18 protein-coding genes are annotated in these 25,981 nt (G+C 69.3%); 8 read left to right on the forward strand and 10 right to left on the reverse strand.

Annotation, left to right across the window (positions count from 1 at the left end):
- Positions 1-266: 266 nt before the first annotated feature.
- The 4 genes from malF (at position 267) to VJ693_RS17685 (ending at position 6,643) form a co-directional block, all read left to right on the forward strand.
- On the forward strand, positions 267-1,787 hold the full coding sequence (malF, locus tag VJ693_RS17670) for a maltose ABC transporter permease MalF (protein WP_324156261.1): 1,521 nt from the start codon (positions 267-269) through the stop codon (positions 1,785-1,787).
- A 6-nt stretch (positions 1,788-1,793) separates the two neighbouring features.
- On the forward strand, positions 1,794-2,684 hold the full coding sequence (malG, locus tag VJ693_RS17675; protein ID WP_324156263.1) for a maltose ABC transporter permease MalG: 891 nt from the start codon (positions 1,794-1,796) through the stop codon (positions 2,682-2,684).
- A 257-nt stretch (positions 2,685-2,941) separates the two neighbouring features.
- Positions 2,942-5,248 carry a glycoside hydrolase family 13 protein gene (locus VJ693_RS17680; protein ID WP_324156265.1) on the forward strand — a complete coding sequence of 769 codons (2,307 nt, stop codon included), beginning with the start codon at positions 2,942-2,944 and terminating at the stop codon, positions 5,246-5,248.
- Positions 5,249-5,269: 21 nt separating this feature from the next.
- Positions 5,270-6,643, forward strand: a complete 1,374-nt coding sequence (locus VJ693_RS17685; RefSeq protein ID WP_324156266.1) for an MATE family efflux transporter — start codon at positions 5,270-5,272, stop codon at positions 6,641-6,643.
- Here VJ693_RS17685 and VJ693_RS17690 read toward each other — a convergent pair whose 3' ends face one another.
- From VJ693_RS17690 to glk, 4 genes are all read right to left on the reverse strand, one after another.
- Entirely contained in the window at positions 6,644-7,897 is a 1,254-nt protein-coding gene (locus VJ693_RS17690) for a cation:proton antiporter (RefSeq protein ID WP_324156268.1), read from the reverse strand. It lies immediately after the preceding gene.
- Positions 7,898-7,913: 16 nt separating this feature from the next.
- Entirely contained in the window at positions 7,914-9,446 is a 1,533-nt protein-coding gene (locus VJ693_RS17695) for a tryptophan halogenase family protein (RefSeq protein WP_324156270.1), read from the reverse strand.
- A 120-nt stretch (positions 9,447-9,566) separates the two neighbouring features.
- Positions 9,567-12,416, reverse strand: coding sequence for a TonB-dependent receptor (locus VJ693_RS17700; RefSeq protein ID WP_324156272.1), 2,850 nt, complete (start codon positions 12,414-12,416; stop codon positions 9,567-9,569).
- A 464-nt stretch (positions 12,417-12,880) separates the two neighbouring features.
- The gene (gene glk / locus VJ693_RS17705; RefSeq protein ID WP_324156274.1) at positions 12,881-13,882 is read right to left on the reverse strand and encodes a glucokinase; all 1,002 of its coding nucleotides are present in this window, start codon (positions 13,880-13,882) and stop codon (positions 12,881-12,883) included.
- 144 nt (positions 13,883-14,026) lie between these two features.
- On the opposite strand from glk, the gene VJ693_RS17710 reads away from it, so the two are divergent.
- Genes VJ693_RS17710 through ruvC form a run of 3 tightly spaced genes read left to right on the forward strand, consistent with a single transcriptional unit; the run spans position 14,027 to position 16,183 of the window.
- Positions 14,027-14,647 carry a lysophospholipid acyltransferase family protein gene (locus tag VJ693_RS17710; protein WP_324156276.1) on the forward strand — a complete coding sequence of 207 codons (621 nt, stop codon included), beginning with the start codon at positions 14,027-14,029 and terminating at the stop codon, positions 14,645-14,647.
- A 7-nt stretch (positions 14,648-14,654) separates the two neighbouring features.
- Entirely contained in the window at positions 14,655-15,629 is a 975-nt protein-coding gene (locus VJ693_RS17715; protein WP_324156277.1) for a phosphatidate cytidylyltransferase, read from the forward strand.
- On the forward strand, positions 15,626-16,183 hold the full coding sequence (gene ruvC / locus VJ693_RS17720; protein WP_324156279.1) for a crossover junction endodeoxyribonuclease RuvC: 558 nt from the start codon (positions 15,626-15,628) through the stop codon (positions 16,181-16,183). Before VJ693_RS17715 ends, ruvC begins: the two co-directional genes overlap by 4 nt.
- Here ruvC and VJ693_RS17725 read toward each other — a convergent pair whose 3' ends face one another.
- From VJ693_RS17725 to VJ693_RS17740, 4 genes are read right to left on the reverse strand one after another with little or no spacing between them, the layout of a single operon-like run.
- Positions 16,184-17,902 (reverse strand): glycosyltransferase family 39 protein, encoded by a 1,719-nt coding sequence (locus VJ693_RS17725; protein ID WP_324156280.1) that lies wholly within the window; start codon positions 17,900-17,902, stop codon positions 16,184-16,186.
- A gap of 28 nt (positions 17,903-17,930) precedes the next feature.
- Positions 17,931-19,331: an efflux transporter outer membrane subunit gene (locus VJ693_RS17730; protein ID WP_324156281.1), complete on the reverse strand. Its 1,401-nt coding sequence runs from the start codon at positions 19,329-19,331 to the stop codon at positions 17,931-17,933.
- Positions 19,331-22,513: an efflux RND transporter permease subunit gene (locus tag VJ693_RS17735; protein WP_324156283.1), complete on the reverse strand. Its 3,183-nt coding sequence runs from the start codon at positions 22,511-22,513 to the stop codon at positions 19,331-19,333. The genes VJ693_RS17730 and VJ693_RS17735 overlap by 1 nt, the downstream gene beginning before the upstream one ends.
- 16 nt (positions 22,514-22,529) lie before the next feature.
- A complete protein-coding gene (locus VJ693_RS17740; protein ID WP_324156285.1) occupies positions 22,530-23,795 on the reverse strand; it encodes an efflux RND transporter periplasmic adaptor subunit in 1,266 nt (421 codons plus the stop codon).
- Positions 23,796-24,127: 332 nt separating this feature from the next.
- On the opposite strand from VJ693_RS17740, the gene VJ693_RS17745 reads away from it, so the two are divergent.
- Positions 24,128-24,820, forward strand: coding sequence for a TetR family transcriptional regulator (locus VJ693_RS17745; RefSeq protein WP_324156287.1), 693 nt, complete (start codon positions 24,128-24,130; stop codon positions 24,818-24,820).
- On the opposite strand, the gene VJ693_RS17750 is transcribed toward VJ693_RS17745, so the two are convergent.
- Both VJ693_RS17750 and lpxC read right to left on the reverse strand, forming a co-directional pair.
- Entirely contained in the window at positions 24,747-24,929 is a 183-nt protein-coding gene (locus VJ693_RS17750; protein WP_324156288.1) for a hypothetical protein, read from the reverse strand. The genes VJ693_RS17745 and VJ693_RS17750 overlap by 74 nt on opposite strands.
- Before the next feature lie 112 nt (positions 24,930-25,041).
- Positions 25,042-25,977, reverse strand: coding sequence for a UDP-3-O-acyl-N-acetylglucosamine deacetylase (gene lpxC, locus VJ693_RS17755; RefSeq protein ID WP_324156290.1), 936 nt, complete (start codon positions 25,975-25,977; stop codon positions 25,042-25,044).
- Between the last annotated feature and the right edge of the window lie 4 nt (positions 25,978-25,981).

Consider the following 25,981-nt stretch of genomic DNA (forward strand, 5'->3'; position numbering starts at 1 on the left):
GATTTAGGGAGCGCCGAAGCGCGCAGCGTTCGTGGCAGCGAGCGAAGCGAGCCTCGTAGACTGACTCGCCGGCGATTGTCTGAACGAAGCGAGCGCAGCGAGCGAAGTGAGTTCGACGGCGGCCACGAACGCGAGCACTGCAGGGCACCCTCGCCGCAGGCGAGGGCGCGGACTCATGAGCCCCATCGCCTGCCGGCCCCCGGCCGCGCCACCGCGCCATCCCTCGTCCCATGAGCGCCATCACCCTCGCCTCTCCCGCAGCGCCCATGGCATCACCGAAGCGCACCCTCACCCACGCCATCGCTGCACTCGCGACGCTGGCGGTGCTCTGGCTCACCTGGCGCCTCGCCGCCAGCGGCCAGTTGCTCGTCAGTACCGCTACGCTGGCACTCGGTGGCTTCGCCGTCTACACCTACGCCTCCGCGAAGACGCTGGCCTGGCGCTACCTGTTTCCCGGCGTCGCCGGCATGCTGATCTTCGTCGCCTTTCCGCTCGTCTACACGATGCAGATCGGCTTCACGAACTACTCGTCGGCGCATCTGCTCAGCGAAGAACGTGCCCGTGCCTACCTGCTGGACCAGAGCGAGGTCGACGAGGCCCACGCGATGGCCAGCACGCTGTACGCCGATGGCTCGGCACTGCGCGTGAAGCTGACGAGCGCCGACAGCAACGAGGTGCTGGTCACGCCACCGCTGACCGCCAGCGCGCCATCGAAAGGCGCGGTGCCGCTGACGCCGGCCGCCGACACGCCCCTCGGCGCCCCGCTGTCACTGCGCGAGGTGCTCGCCCGGCGCGACACACTGCGCGGCCTCGCGCTCCAACGCCCCGATGGCACGCTGCTGCACTACACCGGCGTGCGCGAATTCGGCCCGCTCAACCCCGTGTGGAAGGCCGGAGGCAACGGCGCCCTCGTCCAGCAGGCCACCGGCACCACCTACCGCCCGAACCGCGGCACCGGCTACTTCGAGAACGAACGCGGCGAGCACGTCCAGCCTGGCTTCAAGGTCAACATCGGCCTCGCGAACTACACGCGGATGATGTTCGACGCCGATTTTCGAGGCCCCTTCGTCTCGATCTTCGGCTGGACCGTCGTCTTCTCGGCGCTCACCGTGCTGTTCGCCACCGCCATCGGCATGACTTTGGCCGTGCTGCTGAACTGGGAGGCGCTGCGCTTTCGCACCCTCTACCGCACGTTGCTGTTCCTGCCCTACGCCGTGCCCGGCTTCATCTCGATCCTCGTCTTCAAGGGCTTGTTCAACCAGAACTTCGGCGAGATCAACGCGATCCTCGATGCGCTGTTCGGCGTGCGTCCGGCCTGGTTCGCCGACCCGACGCTCGCGCGGGCCATGCTGCTGATCGTCAATACCTGGCTCGGCTACCCGTACATCATGGTGCTGTGCACCGGGCTGCTCAAGGCCATTCCGTCGGACCTGTACGAAGCCTCGGCCATCGCCGGCGCCGGCCCGCTGACCAACTTCTTCAAGATCACCGTACCGCTGATCGCCCGGCCGCTGACGCCGCTGCTGATCTCGGCCTTCGCGTTCAACTTCAACAACTTCGTGCTGATCTCGCTGCTGACCGACGGCCGGCCCGACTACCTGAACACCAAGCTGCCGGCCGGCACCACGGACATCCTGGTCAGCTACACCTACCGCATCGCCTTCACCGACGCCGGCGCCAATTTCGGCCTCGCGGCGGCGATCTCCACGCTGATCTTCTTCGTCGTCGCGCTGATGTCGCTCGTCAACCTCAGGCTCAGCGGCGACGCCGGGGCCTCGACCAGGTAACCCGCCATGGCCATCGTCACCGGCAAGCGCCAGCGCTGGCGCATCCTCGCGGCCCACGCCGGGCTGTGGCTGCTGATCGGCATCACGCTGTTTCCGCTGGTCGCGGTCGTGTCGATCTCGCTGCGCCCGGGCAACTTCGCCACCGGCTCGCTGATCCCCGCGCAGATCAGCCTCGAACACTGGAAGCTCGCACTCGGCATCGCCCACGTGCTGCCCGACGGCACGCGCATCGAGCCGCCGTTCCCGGTGCTGTTGTGGCTGTGGAACTCGGTCAAGATCGCGACCGTCTCGGCGCTGCTGATCGTCGCGATCTCGACCACCGCGGCCTACGCCTTCGCGCGGCTGAAGTTCGCCGGCAAGCGCCTGCTCCTCAACAGCATGCTGCTGCTGCAGATGTTCCCGGTCGCGGTGGCGCTGGTGGCGATCTACGCGATCTTCGAAGGCATCGGCAACCACCTGCCGTGGATGGGCATCGAGACCCACACCGGTCTGATCGTCGCCTACCTCGGCGGCGTGGCGACCCACGTCTGGACCATCAAGGGCTACTTCGACACCATCCCCACCGAGATCGAGGAGAACGCCAAGGTCGACGGCGCAACGCCCTGGCAGGCCTTCCGCCTCGTGCTGCTGCCGATGGCGGTGCCGATCCTGATGGTGGTCTTCGTGCTGGCCTTCATCGGCACGATCATCGAGTACCCGGTCGCCTCGGTGCTGCTGCGCGAAGAGCCCAACCTCACGCTGGCCGTCGGCTCCAAGTTCTACCTCTACGACCAGAAGTTCCTCTGGGGCGATTTCGCCGCCGCGGCCGTGCTCTCCGGCCTGCCGATCACGCTCGTCTTCCTCGCCGCGCAGCGCTGGATCGTCTCGGGGTTGACCTCTGGCGGCGTGAAAGGATGACCCCCACGCTCCCTCCGGTCGGCGCCTTGCAGGCCGCCCCGGGCCAGTGGCCCGGCCCCTCGCCAGGCACGAACAGTCCACAGGACCGTTCATGTCCGGGCTCGGCCCCCCGAGGGGGCTCGCGCAGCGGACCGGCAAAGCCGGATCCGCGCACGCCACTTGAATGGGCGGCGCTATGCGCGCCCGTATTGCTCGCGCTGCTCACGGCTGCCGCGTGCAGCACCGTTGGCCCGCTCGACAACAACTTGACCATCCCGATGCCCCGCGAAGCCGACTGCCCCCACACCACTCCCGCGCCCTTCGGCGAGACCGTGCTGTACCTGCGCGGCTCGATGAACAACGGGGCCGCGCTCGACGAATACGCCTTCCAGTACAGCTGCGATGCCTACTACCTCAACGTCAAGCTCCAGGGCCGGCACGAGTTCAAGATCGCCGATGCCGCGTGGACACCTGCGCTGACCTCGGAGGTCCACACGCTCGCGTTCGAGGGCGGAGAGCAGACCGTGCGCGCGGTCATCGTCGCCGAGCGCGCGCTGGTGAGCGTCGGCCCGAAGAGCTTCGTCGACCCGAACGCACTGCCGATCGACGACCCCATCGCGCTCAGCCTGCGCTTCGATTCGCGCGCGGCCGTGCACAAGGCCCCGTTCGGCGCCGTGGTCGAACACACGCCGATCGATTTCGCGGTCACCGCGCAGCCGGGGGTCGACAAGCTGACGCTGGTGGTCGAGCGGCGCCGCCTCGAAGGCAACCAGGAGGTGCTCGAATACCTGCCCGTCGCCCGCGTGCCGATGCAGCGCGAGCGCGCCGCTGGCGGGTACGAGCGCTGGCACGCCCGCCACGCCTTCGGCACCAGGGCCGTCTACGGCTACTGGTTCGAGGCGGAGGTCGGCGGCCGGGCCTACGTGCTGCAGAACAACGCCGACGCCGTCTACTGGACGCGCGAGAAGGGCAGCTTCGGCCCCGGCGAGGTGGCGCACAAGCCGAAGCGCGAAAGCGCGATCCGCCGCTACCGCCAGACCGTCTACGACCCGGCGTTCAAGGTGCCCGACTACGCACCGGACCTCGTCTACTACTACATCTTCCCCGACCGCTTCCGCAACGGCGACCGGGCCAACGACCCGAAGCCCGGCCGCGACCGCTACCAGGACCACAGCGTCGAGTTGCACGCCAACTGGCTCGACAAACCCTGGAAGCCCGGCACCGGCGATGGCTCCGACGCCGTCTACAACAACGATTTCTTCGGCGGCGACCTGGCCGGCATCATCGACAAGCTCGACGACATCCGCGAGCTCGGCGCCAATGCGATCTACATGACACCGATCTTCCAGGCGGCCAGCAACCACAAGTACGACACGGCCGACTACCACCAGGTCGACCCGGCCTTCGGCAGCAACGCCGACTTCGAGCGCCTGTGCCGCGAGGCGGGCCAACGCGGCATCCGCGTGATCCCCGACGCGTCGCTGAACCACGTGGGTAGCGACTCGGTCTACTTCAACCGCTACGGCAACCACGGCACCGACGGCGCGTTCCAGGGCGGCCGCATCAACCCCGCGTCACCCTACTCCGACTGGTTCACGCTCGACCCGACGCAGGCGGACCCCGACAAGCAGTTCCGCGGCTGGGTCGGCGTGAAGGACCTGCCCGAGCTCGACAAGGCTTCGCGCTCCTTTCGCGATTTCGCCTACGGTCGGCCCGATTCGGTGATGAAGGCCTGGCTGGACCGCGGCGCCGCCGGCTGGCGCATGGACGTGGCACCCTGGGTGCCTGACGATTTCTGGCGCGAGTGGCGCACCGCCATCAAGGCCCACAGGCCCGACGCGATCACGATCGCCGAGACCTGGTTCGACGCCTCGAAGTACTTCCTCGGCGACAGCTTCGACTCGACGATGAACTACATCTTCCGCAACACCGTGCTGGCCTATGCCGGCGGCGGCGACGCGGCCGCGCTGTACCGCCAGATCGAGCTGATGCGCGAGGCCTATCCGCCGCAGGCCTTCCACGCGCTGATGAACCTGCTGTCGACGCACGACCAGGCGCGCTCGCTGCACGTGCTGGGGTGGCGGGACGGCGCGGGCCCCGAAGCCATCGCGCTGGCCAAGCGGCGCTTCCGCCTGGCGCTGCTGTTCCAGATGACCTTCCCCGGCTCGCCGGCCATCTACTACGGCGACGAGGTCGGCGTGACCGGCGGCGACGATCCCTACAACCGCGCCACCTACCCCTGGGCTGACCAGGGCGGGCAGCCGGACCTGGCACTGCGCGACCACGTGAAGACGCTGACCGCCCTGCGCCACGCCGAGCCGGTGCTGCGCCGCGGCGCGCTCGATGCGCCGCTGTTCGCCGACGCGCACGTCATCGTGCTGGCACGCCGCCTCGGCGGCCGCTGGGCCATCACCGCCACCAACAACGCCGATGCCCCGCGCACGCTCGAGATCGCGCTGCCCGCCGGTGCGCCGGCCGGTGCGTGGCGTGATGCCTTGGCCGGCACGACCCTCGGCACCGTGCAAGGCCGGCTCACGCTGACGCTTCCGGCGCTCGGTGGCCAGGTGCTGATCAACGGTTCGTGACAGCCGGGCGATGATCGCGGTGTGACACACCTTCCCCCGCCCCGGCCGCGCCTGTTCACGCTCGCGTGGCCATTGTTCGTCGAACTGCTGCTGGGCATCGGCGTCGGCCTGGTCGGCACCGCGCTCGCGGCGCGCGTGTCGGATGCCGCCGGCGCCGGCTTCTCGCTGGCCAACCAGGTCGGCGCCACGCTGTTCGTCGTCTTTCGCATCATCGGTGCCGGCATCGGCGTGGTCCTCACGCAGGCACTGGGCGCCGGCCAGCGCGAGGGCGCCGAGCGCGTGGCGCGCGCCGCCCTCGGCGCGAGCACCTGGATCGGCGGCGGCACCGCCCTGGTGGCGCTCGTGGCCGCCACCCCCTTGCTGCGGCTGATGCAAGCGCCGCCGGACGTGCTGCCGCTCGCGGCACCGTTTCTCGCCGCACTCGCGCCGGCGATGCTGGGCGACGCCTGGAACGCCGCCATGGCCAGCGTGATGCGAGCCCACCTGCGCACGCGCGACACGCTGGCCGTGATCATCGTGATGCACGCGGCGCACCTCGCCCTCGCGATACCGCTGATGCTGGGCGCCGGCCCGCTGCCGCCGCTCGGCCTGCCCGGCTACGCGCTGGCGCTGGCCGGCAGCCGGCTGATCGGCCTGGGCCTGCACCTGTGGCTGTGGCGGCTGCGCCTGGGCCTGGTGCCTCGCTGGCGCGACTGGTGGCATGCCCCGCGCCGCGAGCTCGGCGCGATGCTGCACATCGGCCTGCCCGGCGCGGCCGAGAACATCGCCTACCGGCTGGCCTTCATGGTCAGCGTGTCGGTGGCCGCGCAGCTCGGCGCGCAGGCGCTGGCGGCGCAGGCCTACGCGGCGCAGCTGATGTCCACCGTGCTGCTGTTCAGCCTGGCGACCGGGCTCGGGGTCGAGATCCTCGTCGGGCACCTGATCGGCGCCGGCCAGTGGCACGCGGCACATCGGTTGGTGCGGCGGGCGCTGGGGCGTGGCCTGGTCGCCAGCGTCGCCGTCGCCACGGTCGTGGCGATCGCCTCGCCCTGGCTGCTGCGCATCTTCACGCACGACCCGGCCATCATCGCGGCCGGGCAGACGGTGCTGTGGATCACCATCGTGCTGGAGCCGGGCCGCGCCTTCAACCTCATCGTGATCAATGCGCTGCGTGCGGCCGGCGACGCGCGCTACCCCGTGGCCGCCGGCGCCGCCTCGATGCTCATCGTGCTGGCCGGCGGCAGCTGGCTGCTCGGCTCGGTACTTGGCTGGGGCCTGCCGGGCCTGTGGATCGCCTATGCGGCCGACGAGTGGATCCGCGGCCTGCTGATGTGGCGCCGCTGGGCCAAGCTCGGCTGGCTGCCGCATGCGCGCGCCGCGCGGCGGCGCCTGCGCGCCGCGCACGCGGCAGGCTGATCAAGCGGGCGAGGCCGCCTCGCCACGCCGGCGCGAGGCCTGGATGCGGTTGAACACCGGCGTCGCCGCCAAGGTGGTCACGATTGCCATCATCACCATGATCGCGAACAGCGCCGGCCCGATGATGCCGCGCTGCAGGCCGATGTTCAGGATGATCAGCTCCATCAGGCCGCGGGCGTTCATCAGCGTGCCGATCGCCATCGCCTCGTGCCGGCCCTCGCCGTGCCAGCGCGCGGCGGCGTAGCACGCCACGCCCTTGCCCACCGTGGCGGCCAGCAGCACGGCGCCCGCCAGCGCCCACAGCCAGGGTGTGTCGACCAGGCCGATCTTGGTGTTCAGGCCCGAGTAGACGAAGAACACCGGCAGCAGGAAGGCCGTGACCAGCGGGTGCAGTTGCCGCTGCAACTCTTCGGCGAAACGCCCGCGCGGCATTGCCAGGCCCATGATGAAGGCGCCGAAGACGGCGTAGATCTGGATCGCGTCGGTGAACCAGGCGCCGAGCATGCACAACATCAGCGCGACGATCAGCGTGTTCGGCCCCATGCGGCCCTCGCGTTCGACCTGCCGGCCGAGCGGCGCGAGCAGGCGCTTGACGCCGAGCAGCACGACCGCCGCATAGGCCACGCCGCCGCCGATCGCGAGCAGCGCGATCGATGCATCGCCCTGGAAACTCGCCAGCACGACGGCCAGCACGCACCACGCGGCGGCATCGTCCATCGCCCCGGCCGCCAGCGCCAGCGTGCCGAGCGAGGTCTTGGCCAGGCCACGCTCCTGGATGATGCGCGCGAGCATCGGGAAGGCGGTGATCGACATGGCCGCGCCCATGAACAACATCGCCTGCACCGGCGTGGTCTTGGCCGAGAACAGCGTGCCATCGCCCGCCAGTTGCCAGGCCAGCGCCGCGCCGAGTGCAAAGGGCGCGACGATGCCGGCCAGCGACACCGCCGCCGCACTGCGCACGCGGCTCTTGATCAACTCGATATCGAACTCGACGCCGATCAGGAACATGTACAGCGCCAGGCCGATCTGGCACACCGAAAACAGGATCGGCTTGGAGTCGGCCGGAAAGACGTAGGCGGACACGCCCGGCAGCAGCCAGCCCATCAGCGAGGGCCCCATCAGCACGCCGGCGATCATCTCGCTGACGACCTGCGACTGGCCCATCCGCGCGAACAGCCAGCCCACCGCCCGGCACACGCCGAGGATGAAGGCCATCTGGAGGAAGAAGCGGACGGACAGGTCGAAAGTCGTCATGACTGCCTTGGTGTGTTCAGGCCATTGCCGGCTTGGCCACGGGTGGCGTCGCCTTGCAGTGCTTGTCGATGAAGGCCTGGTGATCGGGCATCACGTCCACGCATTTGATGATCACGTTGCGCACGCTCTCCAGGTACTCGCCAATCGACTCCTCGGGCTGCAAGTCGACCAGCGGGTGGTAGCCCTCGGGCACCAGATTCTGCCCCTCGAAGACCTGCAGCCAGCTGAACTCGGTGAACAACTCATTGTCCACGCGCACCATTCGGCCGTGTGCCTTGTACAGCTCGATCTTGTGGGTCAGCGATTCCGGCAGGCTCATGTGCGCGCAGGCCCGCCAGAACTCCGAATCCTCGCGCTGGTTCAACGTGTAGTGCAGGATGATGAAGTCGCGGATGCGTTCGTACTCGAAGCGCGACTGGCGGTTGTACTCGGCGATGTCGACCGGGTTGAAGCCGCGATCCGGGAAGTAGTCGATCAGGCGCTGGATCGACGACTGGATCAGGTGGATGCTGGTCGACTCCAGCGGTTCGAGGAAGCCACTGGCCAGGCCGATCGCCACCACGTTCTTGTTCCAGCCCCGCTTGCGCATGCCGGTGGTGAAGCGGATCGGGCGCGGATCGGCCAGCGGCTTGCCGTCGAGGTTGGACAGCAGCGTGGCGGCCGCCTCGTCGTCGCTGACGAAGCGGCTGCAGTACACATGCCCGTTGCCGGTGCGGTGCTGCAGCGGAATGCGCCATTGCCAGCCCGCACGGTGCGCCGTCGAGCGGGTGTACGGTGTGAGCACCGGCGCGGATTCGCAGGGCACCGCCAGCGCGCGGTCGCACGGCAGCCAGTGCGTCCAGTCCTCATAGCCGGTCTGGAGCGTCTGCTCGATCAGCAGGCCGCGAAAACCCGAGCAGTCGATGAAGAGGTCGCCCTCGACGCGCTCGCCGCTGGCCAGCACGACCGCGTCGACATGGCCGTCGCCCTCGCGCTGCGAGACCTGCACGATCTTGCCCTCGGTGCGCACGACGCCGCGCGCCTCGGCGAAGCCGCGCAGGAAGCGCGCGTACAGGCTGGCATCGAAGTGGTAGGCGTAGGCGATGTCGTTCAGCGGCGAGTTCGGCACATTCGCCTGCGGCGGCAGGAAGCGGTTGGCCTTGCTCGCCATGCGGGTGACGCAGTACTCCTCCAGCGGCTTCGCGCGGCCGAGCGAGCGCATCTTCAGCCAGTACTGCTCGAAGCGCACGGTCCACAGGTCCTGCCCGATGCGGCCGAAGCCGTGCATGTAGCGGTCGCCCAGCCGGCCCCAGTTGACGAACTCGATGCCGAGCTTGAACGTTCCCTGGGTGGCCTTGATGAACTCGGCCTCGTTGATGCCGACGATCTTGTTGAAGATCTGGATCATCGGGATCGTCGCCTCGCCGACGCCGACGATGCCGATCTCGTCGGACTCGACGACACGGATCGCATAGCGGCCCTTCAGCGCCGTGGCCAGGGCCGCGGCAGTCATCCAGCCGGCGGTGCCGCCCCCGACGACAACGATGGATTTCAGAAGCTCGGTGTGCATGTCGCGCGCCTTGGCAAGTGGATCAGAAAGCAAAACGGGGAGGCCTGGTGGCCCCCCCTCGGTCAGTACCGCTCCCGTGGGCCGGCTTGCGGCCAACCCACGCGGTGAGCCCCGGATGGATCAGAACTTGTAGTTCAGACCCACCATGTACGACGTACCGAACTTCTTGCGGTTGGTGATGTTGCCGTTGGCCGCATCGTATTCCGCGTACTCCGCATTCGTCAGGTTGTTGCCCTGGGCCAGCAGCGACAAGCCCTTGAGCGGCCCCCAGTCGAAGTCGTAGGCCAGTTGCACGTCGACCTGTGACTCGGCCTTGACGTAGACGAGCTGCGTCTTGTCCTGGTAGTCGGAGATCGAACCCAGGTATTCCGAGCGGTGGCGCTGGGCGACGGCGATCTGGAAGCCGTACTTCTCGTAGTACAGGCGGATGTTCGTGACTTCCCTCGACAGGCCCGGCAGCGGGATGTTCGGCGTGTTGACGTTCTGGCCCGAGAAGCCCGAAGCCGGCAGCTTGACCGAGCTGTCGGTGTTCGAGTAGTTGGCCATCACGCCGAAGCCGTCGAGCCAGCTCGTCGCCATCGACAGCGGGACGTTGACCGCCAGCTCGACGCCACTGATCGTGCCGCCCTTGCCGTTGGTCGGCAGCGTGATCAGGCCGACCGTGCCGTTGTCCGGCATGCCCGAGCCCGGCGTGACGTACGGCGCGAAATCGAACACCTGGCGGGTCTTCAGGATGTAGGTGTCCAGATCCTTGTAGAAGCCGGCGATCGACACATAGCCTTTCCTGCCGAAGTACTTCTCGTACGACAAGTCCAGCGCGTTCGCACGGAAAGGTTCGAGTGCCGGGTTCCCGCCAGAGCCGTTGAAGTACGACGGGCCATCGTCGGACTTGACGCTGAAGTCGATGGTTGACTTCATGTCTTCCATGTTCGGCCGTGCGATCAGGCGGCCCAGGCCGAAGCGAACCACGTTGTCGTTGCCAAGATCGGCCGCCAGATTCAAGCTTGGCAACACATCGGTGAAGCTGTGGCTGGCCATGGTCGGCGAGTAGTCACAGCTGTGGGTGCCGCCATTGCAGCTGGCCTGGTCGACCTGGAAGCCGGTGGCCGACTGGCGGGTCGCGATGAACTGCACACCGACGTTGCCACGCAGCGGAATGCCCGCGACGTCGCTGTCGATGTCGCCCTTCAGGTAGGCGGTGCTGACGTTCTCCTTCACGCCCCAGGTCTTGCCGACGATGTCGTGGTCGGACCAAGGGTTGAGCTGGTAGACCGAGCCGAGTGAGCCGGCCGGATTCCAGTTCAGCGTCGGGATGCCGGTCATGCCGCCGACGCCGGTGCTCGGGTTCGGGATGTCGGCCCAGACCAGGCGATCGACGACGTTGCCATCGGCGTCCAGCGCACCTGGCAGCACCAGCGCGCCTTCGCGGGTCACGCGGTCCTTGGTGCGGATCGAAGTGTTCAGGCCACCGGTCACCGAGACGATCGGGCCCCAGGCGACGTCATGCGTGCCCTGAAGCTTCAGCGCGTCGATCTTGTCGGTCGTGGTCGGGTTGGCGTAGTAGCCGTCCTGCACGCCGTTGGCGCCGGCCCAGCCCTGCACGTCGGTCAGCTTGATCAGGTTCGGGTCGGCGTAGTTCAGGCCGCTGGTGTACTGCACGTCGGCCAGGTTGGTGCCGTTGAAGCCGGTCCACGAGATCGTGTCGTCATCGCGTGTGGCATTGCCGGGGATGCCGGCGGTAGTCTCGAAGCGCTCGGAGACCTTGGTGACCTTGGAGTGCGACAGGTCGAAGTTCAGTTTCCAGTCGCCGGCCTTGAAGGTGTTGCCCCACCCGATGGACTGCAGTTCGTCGGTGTAGTCCTCGTTGTGGTTGCGGATCACGCCCTTCCAGTTGGTGAGCGTGCCCGAGGTCGCGATGCCGTCCACGACCGTCGCGTTGATCAGCGTGCCACCGGTGTCGTTGGCGCCAGCCGACAGACCGCCGACCGGGCCCTCCAGACCCCGCTTCATGACCGAGAACTCGCCTTTCGAGTACAGCACGTCCAGCGTCGACTCGAAATCCTTGTTGGGCTTGAACTGCAGCACCATCAGGCCCGCGTCGCGCGTGTAGTCGGTGGTCTCGATGTCGGTCGTGAAGCCGCCCGGCGCCTTGACGGTGCCGCCGGCGTACGGCACGTCCGCCACCCAGCCCCCCCAGGTATTGAAGTTCGGCCGGCCGCCGCCCTTGGAGGTCGCGTGCGTGACCCCCAGCGCCAGGCCCACAGTGCGGTCGGCGAACTGGTCGATGTAGGACAGCGAGGCGCGATCGCCGCTGCCCGTGCCGAACCCCGGCTTGTCCTCGGCCTTGCCGGTCGACTCGTGGCGGTAGTTGACGACGATGTTGCGCTCGCCGAAGTTCAGCGGGCGCACGGTCTGCATGTCGGTCGTCGACGACAGGCCCTGGCCCATCAACGAGGCATCGGGTGTCTTGTAGATGACGATGCTGCCCAGCAACTCGGCCGGGTACTGGTCGAATTCGACGCTGCGGCTGGAGCCGGTCGATGCCTGCTCGCGGCCATTCAGCAGGCCGCCGTTGAAGTCGGGCGCCATGCCGCGCACGCTGATCTGCTGGGCGCGGCCGGTCACGGTGCTGCGCTGCGTCGTCACACCGGGCAGGCGCGAGATCGACTCGGCCACGCTCGTGTCGGGCAGCTTGCCGATGTCTTCGGCCGAGATGGCCTCAACGATCGAATCGGCGTTCTTCTTGATCGCGATCGCTGCCTCGATGCCGCGGCGGATGCCGGTCACCGTGACGGTCTGGACCTGCTCTTCGGCCTTCTTCTCGTCCTTGGCCGGCTCGCTTTGCGCGTGCGCCGCACCGGTGGCCAGGATCAGCGCCGAGCAGGCTGCGGCGACGGGGCTGATCCGGAAGGCGCTGCGCGAAGCGGGCCTGTGGTGGCTCGCTCGGCGCTTGTTGTTGGTCATTGTCATGGAGGACTCCTCAAGCTCTGGGACACACATGCACCACCGCCGAACCCGGCGCGCCTTCCCTCGCAAGACAGAAGCGCCGAATTTGCAGCATGTGGACAATTCTGTACTAAAACTAGATATAGAACGACCTGAGGCAATCCCTTAGTGGCGCGCCGCTTTCGCCACCGGAGAGCGATCTTCCACTGGGAGAGACGCCAAAATCTCCCTCCTGAGCAGCTGCGCCACGGGGCCAAAATCACCGTACTCACCTTCTCGTCGATGATGTAGTGCCACTACATTCAGCGTTTTCACCACAAACAGCGCCCGGATTTACCCGGCATGGCGCGGCCAACCCTTGCCAATCGGCAACGGCAGGTTCAGGCGAGCCAGACAGGCGAGCGCGACCAGCCCGAGACCCGAGCCAGCAAAGCGCGAAGGAGGAGGGAAAGAGGGAGAGAGGAGAAGGAAGGCGCGGCGGCGCCGACTCAGCCGACTTGCTGCTCGATCGCCGCGGCGGCGCCGGTCAGCGCGACCAGCGTGTCGGTGATCAGCGCGGTCGGGATGGCCTCGAGGTAGCCGCGCAGGCGACCCTTGGCCTCGAAGCGCTCGCGGAAGGCCGAGGCGAAGAAGCGTTGCTCCATGCGCGGCACGATGCCGCCGCCGATGTAGACGCCGCCGCGCGCACCGAGCACCAGCGCCACGTTGCCGGCAAAGCTGCCGAGCAGCGTGCAGAAGGTGTCCAGACTGCGGCTCGCCGCTTCGTCGGCACCGGCGAGGCCACGGTCCATGATCTGCTCGGCGGCCCAGGGTTCGGCGATCTGCTGACCGAGCACGCCAGCCACCGCGCGGTGCAGCACCGGCAGACCGATGCCGGACAGGAGGCGCTCGGCCGAGACGTGCGAGAAGTCTCGCCGCACGGCGCGCAACACCTCGGACTCGAAATCGTCGCCCGGCGCCAGCGTGCTGTGCCCACCCTCACCGGGCAGGGCGAGCCAGCCGTGGCGCGTCTGCACCACGCCGGCCACCCCCAGACCCGTGCCGGGGCCGATGACCGCCAGCGTGCCGCGCGCCTGCGGCAGCGCACCGTGGGCTCGCAACTGCTCGGGACGCAGATGAGGCAGAGCAAGCGCCAGGGCCTCGAAGTCGTTCAGCACCTGCAGGCCATCGAGCCCCAGCGCCGCCTGCAGCGCGGCCCGCGAGAAGCCCCAGTGGCTGTTGGTGAAGGCCACGCGGTCGTCACCCACCGCCGTGGCCACGGCCATCGCCGCCTGCCGCGGCGGCTGGTACGCCTGGCCGAGTGCGACACTCAGCTCCGACAGGTAGGCCCGCGCCGCGTCGGCCGGGCCGGGAAAATCGGGCACCGCCAGCTTGCGCACCTGCGTCGCGCCCGCGCCCGGGCCGGCGATCCAACCGAATCGCGCATTGGTGCCTCCGATGTCGGCGACGAGGCGGGGATAGCTCGATGGGCGGGCTTTGTTCAAAATCATAAGGTAGCGAAACTACATCGACGTCGCACGGGTAAGAACCCAGTTTACCTGGGCACGGAGCGCCCTCCAATGGGTGAAACGTAATCGAAGTACATCGACAAGCCGCCAGCCCGCCGCTGAACAAAGCAGTTATCATGCCCGCCCATGACCCGAGCCAGTCTGATGGGCCAGTTGCTGGCGTTCGTCGCGCGGCTGATCACCGGGACGCAGGGCCACTGGAAAGGTTGCCCGCCCGAGGCCTTGCAGCGAATCTACTTCGCCAACCACCAGAGCCACCTCGACTGGGTGCTGATCTGGGCCGCGCTGCCGGGCGAGTTGCGCCCCCATACACGGCCGATCGCCGCGAAGGACTATTGGACCAAATCGCCGTTCAAGCACTGGTTGACGCGTGAGGTCTTCAATGCGGTGTACGTCGACAGGCAGCGCACCGATGACCAGGATCCGCTGGAGCCACTGCTGCAGGCGCTGCGGGCCGGCGACTCGCTGGTCATCTTTCCCGAGGGCACGCGCAACCACACCGGCGAGCCGCAGGCTTTCAAGAGCGGCCTGTACCACCTGGCCGAGCAGTTCCCGCAGGTGCAACTGGTGCCGACCTGGATCGACAACGTGCAGCGGGTGATGCCCAAGGGCGAGGTGGTGCCGGTGCCGATCCTGTGCACCGTCACCTTCGGCGCCCCGATGGCGCTCGCGCCCGGCGAAGACAAGCGCGCCTTCCTGGCCCGAGCGCGCGACGCCGTGATCGCATTGCGGCCACGGGCCCAGTGAGGCCGCCATGCTGAAGGCCCTGCGCGATCTCGACAGCGAACAGCAGGTCGCGCTGCTGTTCGTGCTCGTCTTCGGCGTGCTGCTGCTGGTCAGCGTGGCCGCCTTGCTGGTCAGCCTGCGCGAACACCCGCCGGAATGGGCGGCGCGCCACCAGCGCTTCATCCGCGACCTGCGCGCGGTCTGGGTCGGTGCGGTGGTGTTCTGGCTGGCCTGGGTCTCGGGCCCCTTGGGCGCGACGCTGTTGTTCGGCGCTTTCTCGTTCTTCGCGCTGCGCGAGTTCATCACGCTCAGCCCGACGCGCCGGGCCGACCATCGCGGCCTGATCCTGGCCTTCTTCGTCGTGCTGCCGATCCAGTACCTGCTGGTGGGCAACCGCAACTTCGACCTGTTCACGGTCTTCGTGCCGGTCTACGTGTTCTTCGCCATTCCGGTGGTCAGCGCGCTGGCCGGCGACCCCGAGCGCTTCCTGGAGCGCAACGCGGCGATCCAGTGGGGCATCATGGTCTGCGTCTACGGGCTGTCGCATGCGCCGGCGCTGCTGCTGTTGAACTTCCGCGGCGTGGAGCCCGGGCGCGGGGCCTTTCTCGTGTTCTTCCTCGTCATCGTCAGCGCCGTCGCGCAGATCGTGCAGGAGGCCGCCAGCCGCTGGCTGCGCCAGCGCCCGCTGGCGCGCGCGATCAGCCGCTCGTTCTCGGCCCGCGCCTGGGCGATGGGAACGCTGGCCGGCGGCGTGACCGGCGCGTTGCTGTTCTGGATCACGCCGTTCAAGCTGGCCCAGGCGCTGGCGATGGCCTTGATCGCAGGTGGCGCCGGCACCTTGGGCGAGTTCGTGATGAAGGCGCTGAAGAAGGATGCCGGTGTGGCCTACTGGGGCAACCGGGCCGCCGTGACCGGGGCGGTCGGCCTGCTCGACCGGGTCGCGCCGCTGGCATTCGCGGCGCCGGTGTTCTTCCATTCGGTGCGCTGGTACTTCAAGCTATGACACGCGTGTTGGGCATCGACCCGGGCCTGCAGTGCACCGGCTTCGGCGTGGTGGAGCGCGAGGGCACCAAGCTGCACTATGTGGCCAGCGGCACGATCCGCACCACCGGCGCCGGCATCGCCCAGGGCGACCTGCCGGCGCGGCTGAAGATCATCTTCGACGGCGTGCGTGAAGTGGCCGAGCGCTACCAGCCCAGCGACGCCTCGGTCGAGATCGTGTTCGTCAACGTGAACCCGCAAAGCACGCTGCTGCTGGGCCAGGCCCGCGGCGCGGCGCTGACGGCCCTGGTCACCGCCGGGTTGCCGGTGGCCGAGTACACGGCGCTGCAAATGAAGAAGTCGGTCGTCGGCCACGGTCACGCGGCCAAGTCGCAGATCCAGGAAATGGTGATGCGCCTGCTGAACCTGCCCGGCCTGCCGGGCAAGGATGCAGCGGATGCGCTGGGCCTGGCCATCACCCACGCCCACGCCGGCGGCTCGTTCGCCGCGATGGCCCAGGTGACCGCGCTGAACCGCCGCACGCACGCCCAGTTCCGCAAAGGGCGCACGTATTGATCAGGGCTGGGGCGCTGCCACCCGGCCGCCGCGGGCCGCCTGGGCGAGCATGGGCCGTGAGGCCAGTTCGGCCTGCCACAGCTCGATGTGCAGCATGCGCCCTGGGGTCTGCTCGACCTCGGCGATGGCCAGCCGCCGCGGCGGCCCGTCGAGCCGTGCGCGCCAGGCCGGGTCCGGCGCGCCGGCGCTGACGATCAGGATTCGCTGTGGATGCTCACCCGGCTCGAGCGGCGATTGGAGCTGGAAGTGGTCGTGCGGCGGCTGCCCGGCGTCGCGCCAGGCCGTCCAGCGCGGGCTGAAGGCCCGCCAGGCGTAAGCGCCGTTGGCCAGCACCGCGCGGTCTGCGCCCAGCACCAGCGGCCCGGATGGCCGGCCCGCCAAGGTGCCGGCTTCGCGACGCCACCAGGCCTCGGCCGCCGGGCGCAGTTGCTCGAAGGCCTGCTCCCACCCGCGCATGCGGGCCCAGACGTCGAGCTGGCGCGGCAGCGGCCGGTGCAGCGCATGGGCGATGTCGCCGGCCAGCGTCAACGCCCCCAGCAGCAGCGCTTGCGTGGCCAGCGCGGCATACCAGCCACCAAGCCGACGCCCCGGCTGCTCCGGGCGCAGCCACAGCACCAGCGCGAGGATCGCGCCGATCAGCACCGGCGCGGCCCAGTTGAGCTCGGCCTGCGCGTGCAGCGCCTGCAAACCACCGATGGCCGCCAGCGGGCCGCTCAGCCAGGCCGCGGCGAACGCTGCGTCGCGCCGCGTCGGGCAGGCCGCGGCTGCGGCGGCGCAGCGCGATGCCGGCACGAGCTTGACTGCGTCGACGCGCGGGCGGCCCAGCCGCCAGATCAGCGCCCACGGCGCGAGCACCGGGCCCACCAGCAGCAGCAGCCCGACGACGTAGGTGCCCAGCGTCTCATGCAGCGGCGCGGCCTGCGCACCGACGGTGATCTCCGCCGTGTGGCGCAGGGTCGGCCAGCCGTGGGCCGCGTTCCATGCAAGGTTGGGCGCCACGCAGGCCGTGGCGGCCAGGGCCGCGATCAGAAGCCCCCGCCCCAGCGGCAGGCCGGCCGGCCGCGCGCGCGGCACGGTCACCAGCAGGCCGACCGCCGAAACCACGAAGGCCGCCATCGTGTACTTCGACATCAGCCCGAGGCCGACCCACAGCCCCAGCATCAGCCAGTCGGCGCGCCGGCCGTCGCGCCAGGCGCGCCACAGTGCATAGGAGGCCAGCGACCAGGCCAGCAGCAGCGGCGCATCGGTCGTGGCGGCCAGGCCGAGCAGGCCGGCCACCGGCGAGGCGATGAACAGCAGTGCCGCCAGCCGCCCGGCCCGGGCCGGCTGGGCAACACCGGGGCCCGACACGTCGGCCACAACCTCACCGATCCAGCGGAACAGCACCCAGGCGGTGAGGGGGTAGCACAACATCGCCAACGCCTTGACGCCGAGGATGCCGTCGCCCAGCCAGGCGGTCGACAGGGCGATCAATGCGGCGATCGCCGGCGGCTTGGAGTAATAGCCCCAGTCGAGCGACTGCGCCCAGGCCCAGTACTGCGCCTCATCGACGTGCAGCCCCGCGCCGGCATGCACGACGATCCAGGCGCGCCAGATCGTCAACCCGATCAGCAGCAGTACCAGGCCGCGCGCCGTGGTGCGGTCTGCCCAGCCGTGCCGCTGGCAGGCCGTGCGCGGTTGCCAGCTGCGAGAGGTGTCACATCGTGTGCCTGTTCGCATTCTTGGTTCTCCCCGGTGTGCACCCTGCTCAGGGCATGGCGCGTTCCTCCCCGCCCAGCGCCTTGTAGAGCGCCAGCCGGTTCAGCAGCTCGCCCAGCCGTGCCAGCACCAGCGCCTGTTCGGCGCCGGCCAGCGAACGCTCGCTGTCGAGCAGCTCGATCAGGTTGGCCGCGCCGCCTTCGTAGCGCAGCCGCGTGAGCCGCAGGCGCTCGCGTTCGCCGGATTGCAGATCCTGCTGCGCGGCGACCTGGTCGCGCCACGTTGCCTGGGCGACCAGCGCATCGGCGGTTTCGCGGAAGGCCGACTGGATGGCCTTCTCGTACTGCGCCAGCGCGATGTCCCGGCCGACCTCGGCGCTCTTGACGTTGGCCTGGTTGCGGCCGGCGTCGAAGATCGCCACCGCCGCCGTGCCCGCCAAGGTCCACGCGAAGGTGCCCGAGTTCACCAGGCCCGACAGCGTGTCGCTGACGACCCCGGCGCTGCCCGACAGCGTGATGCGCGGGAACATCGCGGCACGCGCCGCGCCGATGTTGGCGTTGGCAGCGATCAGCGTCTGCTCGGCCTGGATCACGTCCGGCCGGCGCAGCAACTGGTCCGACGAAGCCCCGGCCGGCACGCCGGCCAGCGCCTGCGCGTCCACCGGCGGGCCCGCTGCCGGCAGATCGGCCGCCGCGACGGGCTGGCCGACCAGCAGCGCCAGCGCGTTGGCGTCCTGCGCCGCCTGGCGCTCGAGCGCGGCGACGCTGGCCCGCGCCTGCGCGAGCAAGCCACGCGTGCCGTGCAGCTCGACGTCCGACGCCGCGCCGACGTTGACGCGCAGCTCGGTGAGCTTGAGCGTCTGCTCGCGGCCGGCCATCGTCTGGCGGGCGAGCGCGAGTTGCTCCTGGTCGGCCGCCAGCGTGAACCAGGTGGCGGCCACCTGCGTGACCAGCGCGAGTCGCGCGGCCCGGCTGCCGGCCTCGGTGGCCAGCAGGCTCGCGGCCGCGCTGTCGCTGACGTTGCGCACGCGGCCGAACAGGTCCACCTCGTAGCTTGTGACCTGCAGGCCGGCCTGCAGCGTGGTGGTCTGCTCGCCGGAGGTGTTCGGCGCCCGTGAGCCGCCGACCGCCGCAGCCACCGTCGGCCAGCGGTCGGCATCGGCCAGGCGCAGCTGGGCGCGGCTGCGCTCGACGTTCAGCAGCGCGACGCGCAGGTCGCGGTTGTTGGCCAGCGCCTGGTCGACCAGGCGGCGCAAGCGCTCGTCGCGCAGCAAGTCCTTCACGCCGGGCAGTGCCGCCTCGCCCGCCGCCTCGGCAGCGGGCAGGCTGGCCGGCACCGGCGCCGCCGGGCGCTGGTAATCCGGGGCCAGATTGATGCAGCCGGCCAGCAGCGCGGCCGACAGCATCAGCGGGCCGAACGCCGTGCGGCGCATCGTCGTGTGGCCGCTCATCAGCGGTTCTCCTTCTTGTGGTGCAGTGCCTCTTCGGCAGCGGCATCGGTTTCGGCCGACGAGATCGCAGTGCCGTGGCCGGTCATGTGTCCGCCCGGGAACAGGCGTCGGATCACGACGAAGAACACCGGGACGAGCAGCACGGCCAGGCCGGTCGCCGTCAGCATGCCGCCCATCACGCCGGTGCCGATCGCGCGCTGGCTGGCCGAGCCGGCCCCGGTGGCGGTGGCCAGCGGCAGCACGCCCAGGATGAACGCGAACGAGGTCATCAGGATCGGGCGGAAGCGCAGGTGGCACGCCTCCAGCGTGGCCAGCAGCAGGTCCTTGCCCTCGGCCTGCAAGTCCTTCGCGAACTCGATGATCAGGATCGCGTTCTTCGCCGACAGGCCGATGATGGTGATCAGGCCGACCTTGAAGTAAACGTCGTTGGGCATGCCGCGCAGCCACACGCCGGCCAGCGAGCCCACCACGCCGAGCGGCACGACCAGCAGCACCGCGACCGGGATGCTCCAGCTCTCGTACAGCGCCGACAGGCACAGGAACACCGCCAGCATCGAGAACCCGAGCAGGATCATGGCCTGCGCGCCGGAGAGCTTCTCCTCGCGCGACTGCCCGGTCCACTCGAAGCCGAAGCCGGGCGGCAGCTGGCCGGCGAGCCTCTCCATCTCGGCCATCGCCTCGCCGGTGGACACGCCGGGCGCGACGTCGCCCGCGATCTTCATCGCCGGGTAGCCGTTGTAGCGCACGGTCTGCAGCGGGCCCTCGACCCAGCGGGTGGACGCGAACGCCGACATCGGCACCTGCTGGCCCTTGCTGTTCGGTACGTACAGCTTCAGGATGTCCTCGGGCTGCATGCGCGTCGCGGCCTCGGCCTGCACGATCACGCGCTGCAGCCGGCCGGCGTTCGGGAAGTCGTTGACGTAGCTCGAGCCGAGCGCCGTGCCGAGCACCGAGCCGATGGTGTCGAACCCGACGCCCAGCGCCGCTGCACGCTCGCGGTCGATGTCGAGCTGCAGCTGGGGCGCGTCTTCGAGCCCGTCGGGCCGCACGCCCTGCAGCAGCTTGCTCTGCGAGGCCATGCCCAGCAGCTGGTTGCGCGCGGCCACCAGCGCGGCGTGGCCGTTGCCGCCGCGATCCTGCAGGCGGAAGTTGAAGCCGGTGGCGGTGCCGAGCTCGGGAATCGGCGGCGGCGACAGCGGGAAGATGAACGCGTCGCGTATGCCCATCAGCGCCCCGAAGGCCTTGCCCGCCAGCGTCTGGGCGGTGTGCTCCTTGCCCGGGCGCTCTTCCCAGGGCTTGAGTGGCACGAAGGCCAGTCCGGCGTTCTGGCCCGAGCCCGAGAACGAGAAGCCGAGCACGCCGACGATCTTGTCGACCTCGGGTTGCGACAGGAAGAAGCCTTCGACCTGCTTCATCACCGCCTCGGTGCGGCTTTGCGACGCGCCCGGCGGCAGCTGCACGTTGACGATCAGGTAGCCCTGGTCCTCGTTGGGCAGGAACGAGGTCGGCAGCCGGTTGTACATCAGGACCACCGCGCCGATGATGGCCGCGTAGATCAGCAGGAAGCGCCCGGCGCGCGGCAGGATGCGTGCGACCACCGACTCGTAGCCCTTGGCCGTGCGCTTGAAGCTGCGGTTGAACCAGCCGAAGAAGCCGCGCTTGTCGTGGTGGTCGGCGGGCACGGGCTTGAGCAGCGTGGCGCACAGCGCCGGCGTCAGCGACAGCGCCATGAAGGCCGACAGCAGCATCGACGAGGCCATCGACAGCGAGAACTGGCGGTAGATGTTGCCCACCGAGCCGCTGAAGAAGGCCATCGGCACGAACACCGACACCAGCACCACCGTGATGCCGATGATGGCGCCGGTGATCTGGCCCATGGCCTTGACAGTCGCGTCGCGCGGGCTCAGGCCTTCCTCGGCCATCAGCCGCTCGACGTTCTCGACGACGACGATCGCGTCGTCGACCAGGATGCCGATCGCCAGCACCATGCCGAACAGCGTCAGCACGTTGATCGAGAAGCCGAAGGTCAGCATCACGGCGAAGGTGCCGGTCAGCGCGACGGGCACGACGATGGTCGGGATCAGCGTGTAGCGGATGTTCTGCAGGAACACCAGCATCACGACGAACACCAGCGCGATCGCCTCGGCCAGCGTCTTGACGACCTCCTCGATCGAGATGCGGACGAACTTCGAGCTGTCGTACGGCACGTCGTAGCTCATGCCCTCGGGCATGTACTGCTGCAGCTCGCTCATGCGCTTCTTGATCGCATCGGCCGTGGCCAGCGCATTGCCCGTGGGCGAGAGCTGCACGCCGATGCCGTTGGCGGTGACGCCGTTCAGCCGCGCCGAGCTGGAGTACGCCTGGCCGCCGAGCTCGATGCGCGCGACGTCCTTCAGCCGCACGCTGGAGCCGTCGGTGTTGGTGCGCAGCAGGATGTTGCCGAACTGCTCGATCGTGCCGAGCTGGCCGTTGACGTTGATCGTCGCGTACATCGTCTGGCCTGCGGCCGCCGGCAGGCCACCGATCGTGCCGGCCGAGACCTGCAGGTTCTGCGCGCGGATCGCCGCGTTGACGTCCGCCGTCGACAGGCCGTAGCCGACCAGCTTGGCGGGGTCGACCCAGACGCGCATCGCGCGCTCGGTGCCGAACAGGATGGCCTGGCCGACGCCGGGCACGCGCAGCAGCTCGGGCACGATGTTGCGCGCCGCGTAGTCGCCCAGCGCAACGGGGTCGTAGGCCGGGTTCTTCGAGCTGATCATCACGAACAGCAGGAAGTTCGAGCGGGCCTTGTCGATGCGCACGCCCTGCTGCGTCACGACCGCGGGCAGGCGCGGTGCGGCGCGCGACAGCCGGTTCTGGACCTCGATCTGCGCGATCGAGACATCGGTGCCGGGCTCGAACGTGACGGTGATCTGGCCGGTGCCGGTGGCGTCGGCGCTGGACTCCATGTAGATCAGGTTCGGCGCGCCGTTGAGCTCCTGCTCGATGACCGACAGCACCGAATCCTCCAGCACCTTGGCCGAGGCGCCGGGGTAGGCAGTGGTGATGACGATCGCCGGCGGCGCGACGCTCGGGTATTGCGCGACCGGCAGGCGGGTGATCGCCGCCGCCCCGACGACGAGGATGAACAGCGCGATGACCCAGGCAAAGATGGGCCGGTCGATGAAGAAACGCGAATTCATGCAGCAGCCTCCGGCATCAGCGGCTGGCCGCCGAGGCGGGGGCCGGGCCGGACGCGGCAGGGGCCGGGCCCGATGCGGAAGTCCCGCCGGTAGCGGCCGGGGCGGCGCCGCTGGCGCTCCATGGCACCGGCTGCACGGCGGCCTTGGGCCGGATCTTCTGGAAGCCGTCGACCACCACCTGCTCGCCGGCCTTCAGGCCGCCAAGCACGACCCACTGGCTGCCCTGCGTGCCGCCGAGCTGCACCGGCCGCGGCGCGACCTGGTGATCGGCCCCGACGACCATCACCGAGTCGCCGGCGGCGCCGCGCGTCACCGCCTGCTGCGGCAGCAGCATCGCACCGCTGGTCTTCGCCTGGTCGACCCGCACCTTCACGTACAGGCCGGGCAACAGCTCGCCCTTGGGGTTGGGCACCTCGGCACGCAGCGTGACCTGGCCGCTAGTCGGGTCGACCGTCAGGTCGGCGAACAGCAGCTTGGCCGGCAGCGCGTATTCGCTGCCGTCGTCGAGCACGAGCCGCGCCTTCGCGCCCTCGGCCGTCTGCAGCTTGCCCGATTCGAACGCGCGCTTCAGGCGCAGCGCCTCGGTGGCCGGCTGGGTGATGTTGACGTAGAGCTTGTCGGTTTGCTGGATGGTGGCCAGCAGCGTCGCCTCGGCCTGGCTGACCAGCGCGCCCTCGGTCACCAGGGCGCGCCCGATGCGGCCCGTGATCGGGGCCTGCACCGCCGCATAGTCGAGGTTGAGCTTGGCCTGCACGACCGCGGCCTTGGAGGCAGCCAGGTCGGCCTGGGCCTGCTTGTGCGCGGCCTGGGTCGCGACCCAATCCTGCTGGCTGATCGCACGCGCGTCGGCCAAGGGGCGGTTGCGTTCGAGCAGCGCCTGCGCCTGGGCCAACGCCGCATCGGCCTTGGCCTGCGTGGCCTCGGCGCTGGCGAGCGCGGCGCGGTACGGGGCGTCGTCGACCTGGAACAGGCTTTGCCCCGCCTTGACGACGCTGCCCTCGTCGAACATGCGCTTCTTCACGACGCCGGTGATGCGCGCACGCACCTGGGCCGTGCGCCAGGCCTCGAGCCGGCCCGGCAGCTCGGCGGCGATCGTCACACCGGCCGGCTGCACCGTGACCACGCCGACCTGCGCCGGCGGCATGCCGCCCCCAGGCCCACCCTGGGCGCCCCCCTGGCCACAGGCCGCGAGCGAAGCGGCGGCGGCCGCGGTCAGGGCGAGCCGCGCCCCCAGCGGGCGCTGCAGCGCAAAAAGATGAACAGACATGGCGACAAGGTTCATGGAGATCCTGGAGCGACGAACGAGGACTGCAGCCTTCGACAGGCTGGGCGGCAGTGCGCCGCATTCACCCGGCGAACGGCATGCCGGGGAGAGGGGGATGGTCAGCGCGGCGGAGTATACATACAATCGCGTATGTATGTTGCCACGGCCCTGCTGCCAACGTCGTGTCAGCAACACGGCAGGCAACCCTCATGTTTGGCGCGTTGACAACGCTTCGAACCGCGAATTTGCCCTGCAACGAGAGCAGGCTGCTTGTTCAGGGTTTTTCGGGACAATCGCGCCCTTGTCTCCGGGCCAATCATTTCTTCCTTCGATGACACAAGATTCCTGACATGGCCCGCCGTACCAAAGCCGAAGCCGAGGCCACGCGCCACCAGATCCTCGACGCTGCGGAGCGCGAGTTCCTCGCGCGCGGCGTGGCGCACACCCGTCTCCAAGACGTGGCCGCCGCGGCCGGTGTGACACGCGGCGCCATCTACTGGCACTTCGAGGACAAGGCCGCGCTGTTCAACGCGATGATGGAGCGAGCGTTCCTGCCATGCGAGATGGTCAGCGAATGCGTGCAGTCGCTGAGCGGCGAGCCCCTGGCGGAACTGGTGGCCAAGGCGACCTGGCCGCTGCACGTGCTGGCCAGCAACGAGCAGGTCCAGCGCGTCTTCCGCATCGCGATGCACCAGACCGAATACACGCAGGAGTTGGCCGGCGTGCAGGAGCGCTATCTCGAAGGCACCGGCGAATTCCAGCAGGACCTGGCCGATTCGATGGCCCGCGCCCGCGCCGCCGGCCTGCTGCCTGAAGGGCTGGACCTGAAGACGGCCGCCCTGGGCCTGTATGCGCTGGTCGACGGGCTGATGCACCACTGGACCCTGCGGCCCGGCGGCTTCGACCTGGTGGCTTGCGGCGAAACCGCGGTGCAGGCGTATGTGGGCGGCCTGCGCACCCTGGCGCCGTCTACAGCAGCAGCGCCAGCCGCTCGAGCACCAAGACGCCCAAAGCCGCCAGCCCGGCCAGCACGGTCCACTTGACGATCACCAGCCCGCGCCGGCGCCAAACGGGGTCTCGCGTGGCGATGTAGGTCGCAAGGCAGGCGATGCCGGCCAGCAGCAGCAGGCCGAACAGCAGGCGGAAAATCATGGGCCCCCACGCCCCTCCCGGGGCTGCCCCCCGAGGGGGCTCGCGCAGCGGACCGGCGAAGCCGGATCCGCGCACGCCACTTGAAGAGGGCGGCGCTGCGCGCGCCCGGCAGTCACCACGCGGGGGCCAGCTCGGCAAAGCCGGCCGGTGCACGCGACTCGTCGTCGAAGGTGACGTACTCGTAGGCGCTCTGGTCGGCCAGCAGTGTGCGCAGCAGCTTGTTGTTCAGCGCATGCCCGCCCTTGAACGAGGTGTAGGCCGCCAGCAGCGGGCTGCCTGCGATGTAGAGATCGCCGATCGCGTCGAGGATCTTGTGCTTGGCGATCTCGTCGTCGTAGCGCAGGCCATCGCTGTTGAGCACGCGGTAGTCGTCGATGACGATGGCGTTGTCCATGCTGCCGCCCAGCGTCAGGCCGCGCGAGCGCATGGCTTCCACGTCTTTCGTGAAGCCGAAGGTGCGGGCGCGGGCGATCTCCTGCTTGTAGCGGCCCGAGCCCATGTCGAAGGTGACCTCCTGGCCGGTCGCATCGACCGCGGGGTGCTTGAAATCGATCTGGAAGGTCAGCTTGAAACCGTGGTACGGCTCGAGCCGCGCCCACAGCAGCCGCTCGCCCTCGCCTTCCCGCACCTCGACCGCCTTCTTGACCTTCAGGAAGCGCTTGGGCGCGTTCTGCAACTCGATGCCGGCGCTTTGCAGCAGGAACACGAAGCTGGCCGACGAGCCATCGAGGATCGGCACCTCGTCGGCGGTGATGTCGACATAGAGGTTGTCCAGCCCCAGGCCGGCGCAGGCCGACATCAGGTGCTCGATGGTCTGCACCTTCGGGCCGCCCGGCTGGCCGCCCGGCGAGATGGTGGAGGCCATGCGGGTCTCGCTGACGGAATCGAAACGCACCGGGATGTCCACCGGGACCGGCAGGTCGACCCGGCGAAACACGATGCCGGTATTCGGCGCCGCAGGGCGCAGCGTCAACTCGACCTTCTGGCCGCTGTGCAGGCCCACGCCGACGGCGCGGGTGAGGGACTTGAGGGTGCGTTGCTTCAGCATGGGC

The organism is Ideonella sp., from assembly GCF_035254525.1.
Taxonomy (GTDB): domain Bacteria; phylum Pseudomonadota; class Gammaproteobacteria; order Burkholderiales; family Burkholderiaceae_C; genus Ideonella.

Excerpts from the sequence above, each read along its gene's own strand:
- glk (WP_324156274.1), bottom strand. The coding sequence starts at position 13,882 with ATGATTTTGAACAAAGCCCGCCCATCGAGCTATCCCCGCCTCGTCGCC.
- VJ693_RS17715 (WP_324156277.1), top strand. The coding sequence starts at position 14,655 with ATGCTGAAGGCCCTGCGCGATCTCGACAGCGAACAGCAGGTCGCGCTG.
- VJ693_RS17750 (WP_324156288.1), bottom strand. The coding sequence starts at position 24,929 with ATGATTTTCCGCCTGCTGTTCGGCCTGCTGCTGCTGGCCGGCATCGCC.
- VJ693_RS17700 (WP_324156272.1), bottom strand. The coding sequence starts at position 12,416 with ATGACAATGACCAACAACAAGCGCCGAGCGAGCCACCACAGGCCCGCT.
- VJ693_RS17730 (WP_324156281.1), bottom strand. The coding sequence starts at position 19,331 with ATGAGCGGCCACACGACGATGCGCCGCACGGCGTTCGGCCCGCTGATG.
- VJ693_RS17690 (WP_324156268.1), bottom strand. The coding sequence starts at position 7,897 with ATGACGACTTTCGACCTGTCCGTCCGCTTCTTCCTCCAGATGGCCTTC.
- malG (WP_324156263.1), top strand. The coding sequence starts at position 1,794 with ATGGCCATCGTCACCGGCAAGCGCCAGCGCTGGCGCATCCTCGCGGCC.
- VJ693_RS17745 (WP_324156287.1), top strand. The coding sequence starts at position 24,128 with ATGGCCCGCCGTACCAAAGCCGAAGCCGAGGCCACGCGCCACCAGATC.
- VJ693_RS17695 (WP_324156270.1), bottom strand. The coding sequence starts at position 9,446 with ATGCACACCGAGCTTCTGAAATCCATCGTTGTCGTCGGGGGCGGCACC.
- ruvC (WP_324156279.1), top strand. The coding sequence starts at position 15,626 with ATGACACGCGTGTTGGGCATCGACCCGGGCCTGCAGTGCACCGGCTTC.
- lpxC (WP_324156290.1), bottom strand. The coding sequence starts at position 25,977 with ATGCTGAAGCAACGCACCCTCAAGTCCCTCACCCGCGCCGTCGGCGTG.
- VJ693_RS17680 (WP_324156265.1), top strand. The coding sequence starts at position 2,942 with ATGCCCCGCGAAGCCGACTGCCCCCACACCACTCCCGCGCCCTTCGGC.
- VJ693_RS17725 (WP_324156280.1), bottom strand. The coding sequence starts at position 17,902 with ATGCGAACAGGCACACGATGTGACACCTCTCGCAGCTGGCAACCGCGC.
- VJ693_RS17735 (WP_324156283.1), bottom strand. The coding sequence starts at position 22,513 with ATGAATTCGCGTTTCTTCATCGACCGGCCCATCTTTGCCTGGGTCATC.
- VJ693_RS17740 (WP_324156285.1), bottom strand. The coding sequence starts at position 23,795 with ATGAACCTTGTCGCCATGTCTGTTCATCTTTTTGCGCTGCAGCGCCCG.
- VJ693_RS17710 (WP_324156276.1), top strand. The coding sequence starts at position 14,027 with ATGACCCGAGCCAGTCTGATGGGCCAGTTGCTGGCGTTCGTCGCGCGG.
- malF (WP_324156261.1), top strand. The coding sequence starts at position 267 with ATGGCATCACCGAAGCGCACCCTCACCCACGCCATCGCTGCACTCGCG.